Annotated in this window: 15 protein-coding genes; 10 read left to right on the top strand and 5 right to left on the bottom strand. The window is 64.6% G+C overall.

Annotation, left to right across the window (positions count from 1 at the left end; translation table 11 throughout):
- Positions 1–31: 31 nt before the first annotated feature.
- A complete protein-coding gene (locus ABWO90_RS09955; protein ID WP_353191057.1) occupies positions 32–808 on the bottom strand; it encodes an NAD(P)H-dependent oxidoreductase in 777 nt (258 codons plus the stop codon).
- 90 nt (positions 809–898) lie between these two features.
- Between ABWO90_RS09955 and ABWO90_RS09950 the strand changes: the two genes are divergently transcribed.
- Positions 899–1,807: a LysR family transcriptional regulator gene (locus ABWO90_RS09950; protein ID WP_502922587.1), complete on the top strand. Its 909-nt coding sequence runs from the start codon at positions 899–901 to the stop codon at positions 1,805–1,807.
- A 23-nt stretch (positions 1,808–1,830) separates the two neighbouring features.
- On the opposite strand, the gene zapE is transcribed toward ABWO90_RS09950, so the two are convergent.
- Entirely contained in the window at positions 1,831–2,871 is a 1,041-nt protein-coding gene (gene zapE, locus ABWO90_RS09945) for a cell division protein ZapE (protein ID WP_353191055.1), read from the bottom strand.
- Positions 2,872–3,208: 337 nt separating this feature from the next.
- Between zapE and ABWO90_RS09940 the strand changes: the two genes are divergently transcribed.
- On the top strand, positions 3,209–3,742 hold the full coding sequence (locus ABWO90_RS09940; RefSeq protein WP_353191054.1) for a glyoxalase superfamily protein: 534 nt from the start codon (positions 3,209–3,211) through the stop codon (positions 3,740–3,742).
- Positions 3,743–3,794: 52 nt separating this feature from the next.
- Here ABWO90_RS09940 and ABWO90_RS09935 read toward each other — a convergent pair whose 3' ends face one another.
- Complete coding sequence (locus ABWO90_RS09935) at positions 3,795–4,232, bottom strand: GFA family protein (RefSeq protein ID WP_353191053.1); 438 nt, start codon at positions 4,230–4,232, stop codon at positions 3,795–3,797.
- A gap of 199 nt (positions 4,233–4,431) precedes the next feature.
- Here ABWO90_RS09935 and ABWO90_RS09930 point away from each other — a divergent pair, with 199 nt between their 5' ends.
- Positions 4,432–5,289 (top strand): arylamine N-acetyltransferase family protein, encoded by an 858-nt coding sequence (locus ABWO90_RS09930; RefSeq protein ID WP_353191052.1) that lies wholly within the window; start codon positions 4,432–4,434, stop codon positions 5,287–5,289.
- A gap of 21 nt (positions 5,290–5,310) precedes the next feature.
- On the opposite strand, the gene ABWO90_RS09925 is transcribed toward ABWO90_RS09930, so the two are convergent.
- Positions 5,311–6,537: an MFS transporter gene (locus tag ABWO90_RS09925; RefSeq protein ID WP_353191051.1), complete on the bottom strand. Its 1,227-nt coding sequence runs from the start codon at positions 6,535–6,537 to the stop codon at positions 5,311–5,313.
- A 120-nt stretch (positions 6,538–6,657) separates the two neighbouring features.
- Here ABWO90_RS09925 and ABWO90_RS09920 point away from each other — a divergent pair, with 120 nt between their 5' ends.
- A complete protein-coding gene (locus ABWO90_RS09920) occupies positions 6,658–7,647 on the top strand; it encodes a LysR family transcriptional regulator (protein WP_502922586.1) in 990 nt (329 codons plus the stop codon).
- A 33-nt stretch (positions 7,648–7,680) separates the two neighbouring features.
- Here ABWO90_RS09920 and ABWO90_RS09915 read toward each other — a convergent pair whose 3' ends face one another.
- Positions 7,681–8,658: a LysR family transcriptional regulator gene (locus ABWO90_RS09915; RefSeq protein WP_353191050.1), complete on the bottom strand. Its 978-nt coding sequence runs from the start codon at positions 8,656–8,658 to the stop codon at positions 7,681–7,683.
- 152 nt (positions 8,659–8,810) lie between these two features.
- Between ABWO90_RS09915 and ABWO90_RS09910 the strand changes: the two genes are divergently transcribed.
- The 6 genes from ABWO90_RS09910 to ABWO90_RS09885 all read left to right on the top strand — a co-directional run bounded on the left by ABWO90_RS09910 (position 8,811) and on the right by ABWO90_RS09885 (position 15,055).
- Positions 8,811–10,049 (top strand): ABC transporter substrate-binding protein, encoded by a 1,239-nt coding sequence (locus tag ABWO90_RS09910; protein WP_502922585.1) that lies wholly within the window; start codon positions 8,811–8,813, stop codon positions 10,047–10,049.
- Positions 10,050–10,099: 50 nt separating this feature from the next.
- On the top strand, positions 10,100–11,599 hold the full coding sequence (locus tag ABWO90_RS09905; protein WP_353191049.1) for a CoA-acylating methylmalonate-semialdehyde dehydrogenase: 1,500 nt from the start codon (positions 10,100–10,102) through the stop codon (positions 11,597–11,599).
- A gap of 33 nt (positions 11,600–11,632) precedes the next feature.
- Positions 11,633–12,562, top strand: coding sequence for a 3-hydroxyisobutyrate dehydrogenase (mmsB, locus tag ABWO90_RS09900; protein ID WP_353191048.1), 930 nt, complete (start codon positions 11,633–11,635; stop codon positions 12,560–12,562).
- A gap of 219 nt (positions 12,563–12,781) precedes the next feature.
- A complete protein-coding gene (locus ABWO90_RS09895; protein WP_353191047.1) occupies positions 12,782–13,693 on the top strand; it encodes a bestrophin family protein in 912 nt (303 codons plus the stop codon).
- A 68-nt stretch (positions 13,694–13,761) separates the two neighbouring features.
- Complete coding sequence (locus ABWO90_RS09890; protein WP_353191046.1) at positions 13,762–14,118, top strand: ArsR/SmtB family transcription factor; 357 nt, start codon at positions 13,762–13,764, stop codon at positions 14,116–14,118.
- Positions 14,102–15,055: an SRPBCC family protein gene (locus tag ABWO90_RS09885; protein WP_353191045.1), complete on the top strand. Its 954-nt coding sequence runs from the start codon at positions 14,102–14,104 to the stop codon at positions 15,053–15,055. Before ABWO90_RS09890 ends, ABWO90_RS09885 begins: the two co-directional genes overlap by 17 nt.
- Positions 15,056–15,264 lie beyond the last annotated feature (209 nt).

Genomic DNA, 15,264 nt, shown 5'->3' with positions numbered 1-15,264 from the left:
GCATCGCCGGGACCCGCGCGTCGGCGATCGTTCAGGCGATATGCGCGGCGTAGCCCGTCTGGCCGGCGGCGATGTCCTCCTTGAGCGTGAGCGCCGGAATTTCGTAGGCACCAAAGTTCTGTCGACGATAGGGAATCGGCGCGGTTGTCGTGAGCGAGTCGAGACGCGCACCGAGTTCGTGCTCGATCTCCGACCATCGCACGGCGTTGACCTTGCCGGTACGGTAGACGACGTAAGGCGGCAGCACGTCAAAGCCGGGGTAGAACAGCATGCCGTGCTGAATCGGGAACAACACGTCGTCGATCGGACCGTTGATACCACGAGGGCTGTAGTGCGACACCCAGCCGCCCGCCGTGACGATGAGCATGGCGCGCTTGCCCGACATGGAGCCTTCGCCGTAACGCGTGCCCCAATGCGTGTCGGAGTGCTCCCCCACGCCGTAGGCGAACCCGCAGGCGTACACGCGGTCGATCCAGCCCTTCATGATCGCGGGCATCGAAAACCACCACAGCGGGAACTGGAAGATCACCGTATCGGCCCAGCGCAGCTTGTCCTGCTCACGTGCGATGTCGTCGCTTTGCGTGCCCTCGGCGTACGCGCGCTTGGAATCGAGCGACGTGTCGAACGGTAGGCTCGCGTCGCGCTGCGGCGCGTCGTGTTCGTCGAGTGTGGTCTTCCACTGCATGGCGTAAAGATCCGAGACCTGCACGGTGTGTCCGGCGGCTTCCAGATGCTGGACGGCAAAGTCGCGCAGCGCGCCGTTCAACGAGCGAGGCTGCGGGTGGGCGTAGACGATCAGGACATTCATTTTCTGGCTCCGTTGCTGTTGGGCGTATTCGTTTCAGGGGACGAATGCAGCTTAGGCAAGGTCAAGGTATATTGAAAATGAATTCCTGATATGGCAGGTATAACAATGGATAATTTACGTCGAATCGATCTGAATCTTCTCGTGACGCTCGACGTCCTGCTCGTGGAGCAGAACGTGACGCGGGCGGCCGAGCGTCTGCATATGTCGCAACCCGCGGTGAGCGTGCATCTGGCGAAGCTGCGCGATTTGCTTGGCGACCCGCTGCTGTTGCCCGGGCCGCGCGGCATGCGTCCCACGACGCGAGCCGAGGCACTGCGTGCGCCGCTGCGCGAGGCCCTCGAGTCGCTCTCGCGTGCCGTGGCGGCCGATGCGCCGTTCGACCCGGACGACGCCGAGGTGACATGGCGAATCGCCGCGACCGATTACACGGAGTCGACCATCGTGTTGCCGGTGTTGCAGCGACTGCGTGATGTGGCGCCGCGCACGCGACTGGCGATCTTCGACTTGTCGCCATCGCGCATTGCCCGGCAGGCGGAGCAGGGCGTCATTGACATCGCTTTTCATACGACGGACGGCTCGCCCGAAGGCATGCGCCGCAAGGCGTTGTTCCACGAGCGATATGTACTGGCGGCGCGCCGCGATCATCCGAAGCTAAGACGCAAGCCGACGCTCAAACAGTTCTGCGAACTCGAACACGCAGTGGTGTCGCAGGACGGTGGTGGCTTCCACGCTGGCACCGACGACGCACTCGCCCAACTCGGCATGTCGCGACGCGTCGTCTTTTCCGCGCCGCATTTTCTGTTCTTGCGCGCGGCGCTCGCCCATACGGATCTCGTCGCGATGGCGCCGGAGCGCCTCGTTCGCGACGATCCCGCATTGCAGGTGATGACGGCACCCGTGGACGTACCTGGGTTCGAAATCTCGATGCTGTGGCACGAGCGTGTGCATCGTGATCCGGCGCATCGCTGGATACGCGAGTGCATCGCTGGTGTCGTGTGAGTTCGTGAATTGCCCGGAATTCGTCAGCGCCCTCGCACGAGCGTGCGGCGTTCGTAATCGAGCGATCCCATTTCGGCCAGACGGCTGATGGTGCGCGAGAGATCGCGCCAGTCGCTGAGCGCGTCGAGTGCCGGAATGAGCGGAGCGTCTGACGCAATCAGCAGCGTGCGATGCCGGTCGTAGCAGATGTCGATGAGCCACAGGAAACGCTGCAACGTATCGGGACGGCGCAATTGGTCGACCTGCAAGTCGTCGACGATCAACGTCTGCCACTGTTCGGCCAGCGAGAGGTAATCGAGATGCGAGCGATGCGCGACGCAAAGGTCGTCGAAACTCGCCCACAACACGCGATTGCCTGCGCTTTTCGCCGGTAGTGTCCGGCCAGCGAGCGAGACGTTCGTCGGCGCGTTGGGCGGCATGCCTTCGAGCACCTGGTAGCGCGTTGGCAAGATGTGTCGAGCGGCTTCCAGCGGTGAGATCCAGCGCGTTATCGTTGCGGCCTCGCCGCCCATGCGGTAATCGGTGGCCCCGTCGAAATGGACGATCGCGAAGCGTTGCAGGATCACCGCGATGGTCGGCTCGAAGCGCTCGTGGAACTCCGGATCGGGCAGCAACTGCTGCGGCGCGTAGTTCGACGTCAACACCAAACGCACGCCGCGCGCCAGTGCGATGTCGAGGAAGCGGCCGATCAGGAAGGCGTCGGCAATGTCGTGCACGTGGAATTCGTCGAAGCAAAGCAGCTCGACACCATCGAGCCAACGATGGGCGACGGCGGCGAGGCGGTCGTCGCACTTCGGCTCGCGCACGAGTTGGCGATGGATGTCGCGCAGGAATTCGTGAAAATGCACGCGCCGTTTTTCGCAGACGGCGACGGCGAACGCGGCGTCGACCACGAGGCTCTTTCCCCGGCCGGGCAGGCCGTAACAGTACACACCGTCGAAAGCGGGCTGGCCGTGCCTGGGTGGCATCAGTCGGGTCAGTGCCGCGAGCGCTTCGCGCTGGCGGAGATCGGGGTGGATGTGGCGCTCGGCCAGCGCTTGCGTCACGCGCGCGGCGTCGATCATGAAAAGGGGACTCCGGAGAATGACGGCCGGCGCGCAGGGCCGGTCGACAGGGCAACGAGCGCCACTATACCGGCGCGCCGCGCGCCCGGCCAATAGCGAATTCGGCACCGGTCCATCGCATTTCGGCATCGCGCAGGTGGCGTCTGTAGTCCGCAGATTACTGCTAGAATCGGCGCGAGGCCGTTGCTGCCTGCCGCTCGCACCCGCGCATGCCATGCCGGGCACGGTGAAAGCATCGCAGTTCATGCATGTCCGTCCCGTGCTTCAGGCGACGAGCTTCAGCAACGCGAGCCCTGATCGATTTCGTCGCCACCGAACGCTAACCAGGATGGCCAGCATGCGAACCTATCTCGACGCCAAAGTCATGGCGAAGTCCCTGCGCGAACGTCTTGCGCGCGAGGGGATCGATCTCTCCCACGCGCAGGCACTGGAATCCGTTGCCGCCCAGTTCGGCTTTGCGGACTGGAACGTGCTCGCCGCGAAGCTTGTCGCCGCGCAGGGCGACGGTATCGTCTTCGACACGGTCGCGCCGATTCACCGCATTTTCGACGAAGCGAAGGCGCGCGAATTCTACGTCGACTTTCTGGGCTTCAAACTCGACTGGGAGCACCGCTTTGCCGACGGCATGCCGTTGTACTGCCAGGTCTCGCGTGCAGGCATGACGCTGCACCTGTCCGGTCATTTCGGCGACGCCAGCCCCGGCGCAACGACGTTCGTGTTCATGCACGGTGTCGAGGCCTACCAGCGCGAGTTGAGCGGCAAGCGTTACCCGAACATGAACCCCGGCATCGAGGCACTCGACTGGGGCAAGCAGATGACGGTGACCGATCCGTTCAACAATCGCATTCGCTTCTGCGAATCGTCGGACTGAATCGTTCGCCGAGCCCGGCGGCACCGCACTCATGTTGCGGTGCCTGTGCGGCTTATTCCCCGTAAAGCGGTCCGTCCCAGCCGTCGAGGTATTTGGGCAATGCGTCGTGCACGTCGAGTGTGCGGTGCCGATAGAACAGATGCATCGCCGGTTGCAGTTCGGCCGGCAGCGTGCCGCCGTTCGCGCGCGCGAGGAGGGCGTTCGGCACCACGCACATGTCCAGACGGTTCGTGCCGTGCAGCGTCTCGCCGCAAGCGTCGCAAAAGCGACGCGTCATTTTGCGCGAGGGGTGCGCAAACGTTCGGGTGCTGCCCGTGAGGACGACCTGGGCGGGCGACCAGGCCGTCGCGGCGAGGACGGCGCTGCCGTAGAAGTCACGACACGCATGGCAGTGACACAGCGCTCGCGCGGCCGGTTTGCCGCGAAGCGACAGGGTGACGCCACCGCATTGGCAGGCAACGGTGATCGTCGGGTGTGACGAAACGGTCATGGCTCGACAGGGAAGGCGCACGCGGCGCGACGGCGTAAGCATACGAGGTCGACGCGCTCACGTGTCCCTGCCAAAAGTCGGGGGTACCACGCACGGCGGAAATGCCCCCCGGGATCAACGGGGCATTGCACGGGGACACACCGGATGCGCTACCGTATGTGCACTGCGTATGTCCGCATCCCGTGAGAGGAAGTCCGGCATGTCCCATCCCTTCGATCCCGAGCGCTATTTCCGGCGCATCGGCTACACCGGCCCGCGCGAAGCGACGCTCGACGTCTTGCGCACGGTGCACGCTCTGCATCCGCTGGCCATTCCGTTCGAAAATCTCGACCCGATTCGCGGCCGGCCGGTGGAGGTGGATCTGCCATCGATCGTGGCGAAATTGCTCGACGGCGGCCGCGGCGGCTACTGCTTCGAGCAGAACGCCCTGCTGGCCAACGCGCTCACGCATCTCGGCTTCACCGTCACGCCGCTCATCGCGCGCGTTGCGTGGGGACGCAGCTTCGAATCCGAATCAGCCGCCACCCATATGGCGTTGCGTGTCGATCTGGAGGGCGAGGCCTGGCTGGCCGATGTCGGTTTCGGGTCCGTCACGCTCACTGCGCCGCTGCGGCTGAACGTCAGCGACGAACAACCGACACGACTCGAGACCTATCAGTTGGAGACGGTGCGCGCCGGCGGCGCCGAGACGCTGACTGAATATCGGCTGAGCGTGAAATCGGGGCAAGCATGGATGCCGACTTACCGCTTCACCCTGCGCCCGGCGGAATGGATCGATTACAAGCTGAGCAACTGGTACACGTCGAGTGCGCCCGACTCGCTTTTCCGGAACCACCTGATCGTCTGCCGCGCCCTGCCACAAGGGCGGATTGCGTTGCTCGACACGAAGCTCACGGAGCGTGGCCAGCAGGGGGATGTCATTGCCGAGACCTCGATCACGTCGGCGTCGCAACTGTCGCAACTGCTCGACGGCCGCTTTGGCCTCAACCTCGAAGGTGTCGACGCCAACGCGCTGTTCGAAAAGGCAAGGGCCTGCGCGGCAGCGTCGGAAGGGTGATCGCCCTTCCGACGCATTCGTTCAATGGGCCGCAGTGGTGCCCGGCCACAGGCGCACGGTCAGTGCGCCGAGTGCGGCCAGCGTTGCGAGCGACGCCACACCTGTCCAGCCCCAGTGTGCCAGCGCTTGCGCACCGAGCGCGGCGCCGACGGCCATGCCGATAAACACGCCGACGAAGAGCACTGCGTTCAAGCGGCTGCGTGCGGCCGGCTCGATCCCGTACACGATGGTCTGGTGCGACACCAGCGCCACCTGCACACCGAGATCGAAGCCGATGGCGGCCAATCCGATCAACCACAACTGCGCATGTGCCCCGAGCAGCGGTGCGAATAGCATCGCTGCGAACGACACGGCGACAAGCCCGGCGCCGAGGCGCGTCACGATCTGCGGTCCCTTGCGGTCGGCGATGCGACCGGCCAGCGGTGCGCCCAGTGCGCCGGCCGCGCCGGCCAGGCCGAATGCCCCCGCCGCCGCAGCGCCCAGATGGAACGGTGCGTCGTGCAGCATGACCGCGAGCGTTGACCAGAAGGCGGAGAAGCCGACCGACAACAAGCCCTGAGCGAATGCGGCGCGGCGCAGCGCCGGATGACGACGCCACAGGTCGGCGACCGACCCGATCAGGCGACGATAGGTCATCTGCGTGGTCGGGTGGAACGACGGCAGCGCGCGCCATGCCACCACGCCAAACCCGGCGACACTGATCGCCGCGACGACGTACATGGCCCGCCAACCGAAGTTCTGTGCGACGAAGCCCGACACCACCCGCGAAAGCAGAATGCCCAGCAGCAGGCCGGTCATGACCGTGCCGACCACGCGACCTCGAATGGACTCGGGGGCAATCGCTGCAGCGGCGGGCACGATGTCCTGCGCCATGGTCGCGGTCAGCCCGATCGCCAGACTGGCGGCGAGCAACGTGCCGATGCCCGGCGCGGCGGCGGCGGCCAGCAACGCGAGCGTGAGAATCGCCCCCTTGATCAGCACGATGCGACGCCGGTCGATGATGTCCCCCAGCGGCACGAGCAGCAAAATGCCGAGCGCGTAGCCGAGTTGCGTGAGCGTGGGCACCCAGCCGACGGCCGTGTTCGACGCATGAATGTCGTCGGTCATGATGCCGAGCATCGGCTGCGCGTAGTACAGCGAGGCGACGGTCAGGCCCGTGCCAGTCGCCAGCAGCAGAATCAGCCGGGCCGAGAGTTCGGCCTGGGGGCGCGCCCCTGTGGCGGGATTGGAAATTTGCGCGGAACTCATGAAGTGTGGCTCCTGTGGTCCGGTAAGTGGGGACGTATTAGTCAGTACGGGGCGTAGTGTCGCGCTTGGTGCGGTGCAGCGGTAGACCTATAATCCGTACAACCTTTATGCGTAGCGCGTATGACCGAGCCCATCCAACCCCCGCTTTTGCCGCCATCGACGTATGACGCCCAGTCAAGCCGGGCCAGCGGTGCCGACCGTGTCGAACTCATGCAGACCTTCGTGCGCATCGTCGAGGCCGGGAGTCTGTCGGCCGCCGCGACGCTGCTGGGCACCACGCAGCCAACGGTCAGCCGCCGGTTGCAGATGCTCGAGCGTTTGCTGGGCCTGCGTTTGCTCCAGCGTTCGACGCACCGCATGAAACTCACCGAAGACGGCGAGCGATGCTTTGCGCGCGCGAAGGAGCTGGTCACGAGTTGGGAAGCGTTCGAGGCCGACGTACGGGGCACGGGGCGGGACCCGGAGGGCACCCTGCGGGTGCTGGCGCCGCACGCTTTCGGGCAGGAGATGATGATCGGCCCGTTGGCGGATTTTCTCGAGCGCTACACCGGCATGAAGATCCACTGGTTCCTGCAGGATCGCGAACCGGATTTCATCGCCGAGGGGATCGACTGCGCGATTCACGTGGGGGAGCTGCACGACCCGTCGAACGTCGCGATCCTGCTCACCGACGTGCCGCGCATCGTGGTGGCGTCTCCCGATCTGCTGGCGGGGCGGCCGGTGCCGGAGCATCCGTCGATGCTGACGTCGATGCCGTGGCTCTCGCTCACGACGTTCTATCGCAACGAGCTCACCCTCACGCACGAGCAGACGCGCGAAGCGGCGCGGCTGACATTCGATCCGCGCATGAGTACGGACAATCTCTACGCATTGCGCAGTGCCACATTGTGTGGGCTGGGAGTGGGGTGCTGTTCCGCGTGGCTGATGGCCGAGGACGTGGCACAAGGGCGGCTGATCCAGCTCGTGCCGCAGTGGCGCTCGACAGCGCTGCCAATGTATCTCATCTACCCGTACGCGAAGTTCTATCCCGCGCGCCTGCTGCGATTCGTCGAAGCCATGCGCGCCGCGATTCCCGAAGTGATCGACGCCGAACAGCGCAAGATTCGCTGATCGTGCCGGCCGAGCGTTCACTGCGGTGGATCATCACGTCAATTGCAACCGACCGGCCTTGCCTTGCAGCAGGGCGTCGTTGCGCTGGGCGGCGTCGCGCAGGTAATCCCATAGCACCGTAATGCGCTTGAGTGTGCGCAACTCTTCGTGGCAGTAAATCCAGAAGCTGCGGGTGACGACCACCTCGTCGACCAGCAGCGGCACGAGCCGGGGATCCTGTGCGGCCATGAAGCAGGGCAGAATCGCCAGCGCTTCGCCTTGCAACGCCGCCTGATATTGCGCAATCACGCTGGTGCTGCGCAGCACGACGTCGCAGCCGGGCACGATGTCTTCCAGATAGCGTAGTTCGTTGCTGAACGAGAGTTCGTCGACGTAGCTGATGAAGCGGCGTCCGCTCAGGTCGGCGAACGTCTGCACGTCGCCGTATTGCGCGAGGTAGCCGGGCGTGGCGTACAACTGCAACCGGTAGTCGCATAGCTTGCTGCACACGTAAGGGCCGCGCTGCGGACGTTCGATGGTGATGGCCAGGTCGGCCTCGCGCTTGGACAAGCTGACGAAGCGCGGCACCGGCAGCACGTCGAAGTCGATGGCCGGGTATTCGCGCTGAAAACGCGAGAGGACCGGCGTCACGAAATAGGTGCCGAACGCTTCCGTCGAGCCGATGCGCACATGACCGGAGAGCGTTTGCCCCAGACCGGCCACCTGCTCGCAGGCCGATTGCAGCGCCGTCTCCATCTGCTCCGCGTGCACCAGCAACTGTTGCCCCTCGGGCGTGAGCGCAAAGCCCGCATTGCGCGACTTGTCGAACAGCAGCGTGCCGAGCGACTGTTCGAGCGCGCGAACCCGCCGCGACACCGTGGTGTGATCCACGCCCAGACGCTGCGCCGCGGCACTCACGCGCTGCGTGCGAGCCACCTCCAGAAAGTATCGAAGATCGTCCCAGTCGGGGCGCGGCTCTGCGCCCGGCGGGCTGGCAATGCGCGACGGTCGTGTGGCGGCGGTGCGGGGCATCGTCCGGTCTCCTATGTGCATTTATGCACAAAGTAGATGCAGAGATGCGCTATGTAAAGCAAATTCGCACAAATACAATTTATGAGCGCCGCGCATAGACGCTGGCGACGAAAGCATAAAAAAACCTGTAGGACCTGAAGGAGACAAAAGCGATGAAGATCAAGCCGTGGCTGCTCGCGCTGGGACTCGGTGCGGGCTTGGGGGTAGCGTCGTCGGCCGGTATGGCGCAGTTGCCGGATCGTCCGGTGAAGGTGGGCGTGCTCACCGACATGTCGGGCACGTATTCCGCAATGGGCGGCGCCGGGTCGGTGGTGGCCGCACAGATGGCCATCGACGACTGTCTGGCCGCCGAGTGCAAGGGCATGAAGATCGATCTGGTCTCGGCCGACAACCAGAACAAGGCCGACGTTGCCGCGAACAAGGCGCGCGAATGGTTCGATCGCGACAACGTCGATGCGATCGCCGACCTGACCAACTCCGCTGCGGCGCTCGCCGTGCAGAAGCTGGCGATGGACAAGCAGCGCGTGGTGATGTTCTCGGGACCGGCGACCACGCGTCTGACGAACGAAGACTGTTCACCCACCGGCTTCCACTGGATGTTCGACACGTACTCGCAGTCTGCCGCGACGGCCCGCGCCGTGGTCGGCAACGGCGGCAAGTCGTGGTACTTCATCACCGTCGACTATGCGTTCGGGCACTCGCTCGAAAAAGACGCTGCCGACATCGTGAAGTCGCTCGGCGGTTCGGTCGTCGGCCAGTCGCGCCACCCGCTCAACGCGTCCGATTACGCGTCGTTCCTGTTGCAGGCGCAAAGTTCGAAGGCCCAGGTCGTCGCGCTCGCCAACGGCGGCCAGGACACCGTGAACGTCCTCAAGCAGGCGCGCGAGTTCGGTATCGTCCAGCGCGGCCAGAAGCTCGCGGCGCTGCTGGTGTTCCTGTCGGACGTGCATGCACTGGGGCTGAACACCGCGCAGGGCCTGATGTTCACGGACGGCTTCTATTGGGACTTCGACGACGCCTCGCGCACGTGGTCGGCCCGCTTCCAGAAGAAGTACAAGGACCTGAAGCCGACGATGGTGCAGGCCGGCGTGTACTCGAGCGTGTTGCACTACCTGCGCGCCGTGGCGGCAGCACAGAGCGTCGATGCCAAGACGGTTGCGCAAAAAATGCGTGAAATGCCGATTCGCGACCCGATCATGCACAACGCATCGATTCGCCCCGACGGTCGCGTGATTCACGACATGTATCTGTTCCGCGTGAAGGCCCCCGCCGAGTCCAAGGGCCCGTGGGATTACTACACTAAAGTTGCCACCGTCCCCGCGACGGAAGCCTTCCAGCCGCTGTCGAAGTCGACCTGTTCGCTCGTGAAGACGAGCACGGCAGCGAAGTGATTCTCTTAACTCGAATTCCCCTGCATTCGTTTTGATCCGGAGAGCGTGTCATGTCCCTACCTACCATTCCGCTGCTGATCGACGGCAAACGTGTCGAGTCGAAGACCTCGCAGTGGCGCGATGTCGTGAACCCCGCGACGCAGGAAGTCGTTGCGCGCGTGCCGTTCGCGACACCTGACGAACTCAATGCGGCCGTGGCGTCGGCCAAGGCCGCCTACAAGTCGTGGCGCAACACGTCGCAAGCGAACCGCATGCGCGTGATGCTGCGCTTCCAGCAACTGTTGCGCGATCACACCGGCGAACTGGCCGAGCTGATCACGCGCGAACATGGCAAGACGCTGCCCGACGCCGAAGGCGAAGTCGGGCGCGGCCTCGAAGTCGTGGAGCACGCGTGTTCGATTGCGTCGCTGCAACTGGGCGAGTACGCGCAGAACGCGGCAGGCGGTGTCGACGTCTACACCCTCATCGAACCGCTGGGCGTGTGCGCAGGCATTACGGCCTTCAACTTCCCGGTGATGCTGCCGTGTTTCATGTTCCCGCTGGCCGTGGCCACGGGCAACACGTTCGTGCTCAAGCCCTCGGAGCAGGACCCGAGCGCGTCGCTGCGTCTGGCCGAGCTGGCGCTCGAAGCCGGTCTGCCCCCGGGCGTGCTCAACGTGGTGCACGGCGGGCCGGACACGGCCAACGGCATTTGCGATCACCCGGACATCAAGGCGGTGTCGTTCATCGGTTCGACGCACGTCGGCACGCATATCTACCGTCGCGCGTCGGAAGCGGGCAAGCGCTGTCAGGCGATGATGGGTGCAAAGAACCACTGCGTGATCCTGCCGGACGCCGACCGCGAACAGGCCATGAATCACCTGCTCGGCGCGGCTTTCGGTGCGGCGGGACAACGCTGCATGGCGACGTCCGTTGCCGTGCTCGTCGGCGAGGCCCGCGAGTGGGTGCCCGAACTGGTCGAACGCGCGCGTGCGCTGAAGGTTGGCCCGGGCACGGACCGCAAGGCGGATCTCGGCCCGGTCGTGTCGAAGCAGGCGCGTGCGCGCATCGAGAAGCTCATCGGCGCCGGCGTGGAAGAGGGCGCGAAGCTGCTGCTCGACGGGCGCGGCCATACGGTCAAGGAAGCCCCCGAAGGCAACTTCGTCGGCCCGACGATCTTCGATGGCGTGACGGCGGAAATGTCGATCTATCGCGACGAGATCTTCGGCCCGGTGCTGTGCATGGCCGGTGTCGACACCCTCGATGAAGCGATCGCCTTCGTCAATGCGAACCCGAACGGCAACGGGGTGGCGCTGTTCACGCAGGACGGCGGCGCTGCGCGTCAGTTCCAGAACGAGATCGACGTCGGCCAGGTCGGCATCAACCTGCCGATTCCGGTACCGGTGGCCTGGTTCAGCTTCACCGGTTCGCGTGCGTCGAAGCTGGGCGATCTCGGCCCGAACGGCAAGCAGGCCATCCTGTTCTGGACGCAGACCAAGACGGTGACGGCACGCTGGCAGGCACGCGGCACCGGCCCGGCGGGCGTGAACACAACGATCACGCTGAAGTAACGCGCACGATTCACGACCACTCGGAGACAAACGATGGCTACGGAAACTCAACAAGGGCCGCTGCGGGTCGCGTTCATCGGGCTGGGCAACATGGGCGGGCCGATGGCCGCGAATCTGGTGAAGGCCGGACACGCGGTACTCGGTTTCGATTTGTCCGGTCCCGCGCTCGAGCGCTTGGCGGCCGCGGGCGGCAAAGCGGCCACGTCGATCGCCGATGCCGTGCGCGACGCGCAGGTGGTCATCACGATGTTGCCCGCAGGCGAGCACGTGCTGGCCGCTTACGACGGGCCGCAGGGCGTGTTGGCGAACGCGGCGCCCGACGCGGTGCTGATCGACAGCAGCACGGTGCCGCCGGAGATTCCGCGCCAGCTCGCCAAACTCGCACGCCCGGGCACGCTGCTGCTCGATGCGCCGGTATCGGGCGGCACGGCCGGGGCGGCGGCGGGGACGCTCACGTTCATGGTGGGTGGTGATGCCGCGCTCGTCGACCGCATGCGTGGGTTGCTCGGCACCATGGGGCGGGCGATTCATCACGGCGGGCCGCTCGGCGCGGGGCAGACACTCAAGCTGTGCAACAACATGCTGCTGGGCATTCTGATGGCGGGCACGAGCGAGGCGTTGCGTCTGGGCATTGCCAACGGGCTCGATCCGAAGGTGCTCTCGGCCGTCATGCAGCAAAGCTCGGGGCGCAACTGGACGCTGGAGGTCTACAACCCGTGTCCGGGCGTGATGGAGAACGCGGCGTCGTCGCGCGGGTACACGGGCGGCTTTGCCACGGACCTGATGGCGAAGGATCTGCGTCTGGCGCACGGGGCGGCGCTGTCGAGCGATGTGGCCACGCCGCTCGGCGATCTCGCCCGGCGCATCTTCGAAGTGCATCGCGTCAACGGTCACGGGGGGCTTGATTTCTCTAGCATCTTCCAGGACCCGGTCACGCTCGCGCAGGCATTGGACGTGAAGTAGGCGCATTTCGGTTGACGCGACAGCGAAACGCCCGTCGGCTTTGCAGCCGGCGGGCGTTTTTGCGACGGTATCGAGCGACAGAGGGACGTGGAAAGGCATCGGCGCGAGTTATCAGGAGGTTTCAGTCATTTCAAACGTACCAATATCGGCGTATCATCGCGCCGCAATGGCTCCCCCCACGGCCTGTCTTACTGCGCTTGCAAGCGCCCCCTGTTTGCCATGATCGTCCGACCCAACCTGCATTGGCTGCGCATGCTTTTCGTCGTGCGTGGCTCGATCTTGCCCAAGATCGCCCCGCAGCTCATTTTCACCACGATCATCTCGATTGCCGTCACCGTGGCACACGGGCGCATCTTCGAATGGAAGATTCCGCTTACCTTCATCCCGTTTTCGCTGATCGGCATCACCCTGGCCATCTTTCTCGGGTTCCGGAACACCACGAGCTATGCCCGCTACTGGGAAGCCCGGATGCTCTGGGGCAGCGTACTCAACGAGACGCGCGCACTCGCCCGTCAGTCGATGACGCTGGTGTCCGATACGTCGGATTCGCCGCGCTTCGTCGCCTATCTCATCGCGTTCGTGCACGGTATGCGCCATCAACTGCGCGGTACCGACCCGCGCGCGGACTTCGATCGGCTGCTCGACGAAAAAGACGTGGCATGTCTCGCACGCAAGCAGTTCAAGCCGATCACGCTGCTGCTCATGGCCGGTGAGTGGCTGCGCGAGCGACGCATGCGTGGGCAGATCGAGGCCCCGCTGGCGCAGGTCATGGAGATGCACCTGGATCGTCTGGGCGAAGCTATCGGCGGCTGCGAGCGCATTGCCACCACGCCGATTCCATTCACCTACGGGGTCATCCTGCACCGCGTGACCTATCTCTACAGCCTGTTGTTGCCGTTCGGGCTGATCGACTCCATTGGTCCGATGACACCCGTGATCGTGGCCTTCATCTCCTATACCTTCTTCGCGCTGGAAGCCGTGAGCGCGGAAATCGAAGAGCCTTTCGGGCTGGAACCCAACGATCTGGCGCTCGACGCCATGTCCGAGACCATCGAGCAGTCGCTGCGCGAGATTCTCCACCGCTCGCATACGGCCCGCCTGCCGGCGCGCGAGCATCACATCATTACCTGAACGTTCCTTCGCAGGACTTTAATACTAAAGTTCTTGCTTTACTTTTCTGAGCGATTATACTCAAGTACATGCTTGACCATGACAACGCCCTCGATCTGACTTTCCAGGCACTGGCCGACACCTCCCGGCGCGCGATGCTCGCGCGTCTGGCGCAGGGACCGGCCTCGGTGAGTGCCCTTGCGCAGCCGTTGGCCATGTCGTTGCAGGCGGTCATGCAGCATCTGGCCGTACTCGAGAGTGCGGGGCTGGTGCGAACGGAAAAGGCCGGACGTGTGCGCACGTGCCGGATCGAACCCCAGGCGCTGAGCCTCGCCGAGCGATGGATCAATCAGCGCCGTCACGAGTGGGAGGGCCATCTCGACCGATTGGGCGAGTATCTGGCCAGCCTGCCGCCCGAAGGAGACGTTCATGAGGACAGCAAGTGAAGCCAAGCTGGCGGCGCAGCCGCGTTTGCAGCCACTGACGATCGGCCGGACCTACGCCGCCACGCGCGAAGTGGTATTCGGTGCGTGGACGAACACCGAGGCGGTCAAACGGTGGTTCTGCCCGACGGGCTATACGGTGCCCGAAGCCAACATCGACGCCCGCGCCGGCGGCGCTTTCGAGCTCCGCATGCAATCGCCCGAGGGCGAGTCGCACTGGATCCGCGGGCGTTTCGTCGAAGTCGATGCACCCAATCGTCTCGTGATCGACATGGAAGTGACCGACGCGAAGGGGCTGGCCCTGTTCGGTGCGCTCACGACCGCCGGTTTTACCGACGTGCCGGAAGGCACGCGACTCGACGTCGAACAGCGCTACACGGTGCACGATCCGGCATTCGCCTGGATGCCCGAGGGTGCCGGAGAGGGCTGGAAGCAGACACTCGACAAGCTCGGACGCGAAGTGCTGCGTGATCTGGTCGCTCCGTCGGCGCGCAGTGTCGTGCATGCGACGTTCCGCATCGAGCGGCACTATCCGGCGTCGCCCGCACGCGTGTTTCGCGCCCTGACCGACCGCGAAGCCAAGGATCGCTGGTTCAAAGGGGGCAACGGCTACACGATGATCGAGCGATCGATGGACGTGCGCCCCGGCGGGCATGAGCGCGCCAAGGGACGCTGGGCGAGCGGCATGGTGTCGACATTCGATGCCACTTACTACGACGTCGTGCCCGATACGCGACTCGTCTACAGCTACGAGATGCATCTGGATACGCGCAAGATTTCCGTGTCGCTCGCCACGATGGACTTGCGCGCGCAAGATGGCGGCACGCTTCTCGTGTTGACCGAGCAGGGCGCCTATCTCGATGGTTATGACGACGCCGGGTCGCGTGAGCGCGGCTCACAGCAATTGCTCGAGTTACTGGGTGCATCGCTGACCGACTGAGCCGTAGCACGGCTATCCCACGGCAGCCTTCCCATGCCGTCAGCCCCGATTCACGGGGCTGACGGCATTTTTCATTCCCGGTCTGCACCGAAACAGTTCGGGCGATTCTCATCGAAATACGCAATAGTTCCTCGACAGATTTCGCATTTTTCATTGCGAGGCGGAGTTCTAGACTTCCTTCCATCGACGGCGCAAGTGAAAAAAAAGTC

This window comes from Pandoraea pnomenusa, from assembly GCF_040391475.1.
GTDB lineage: Bacteria > Pseudomonadota > Gammaproteobacteria > Burkholderiales > Burkholderiaceae > Pandoraea > Pandoraea pnomenusa_C.
This window is presented reverse-complemented; position numbering and strand designations above follow the sequence as displayed.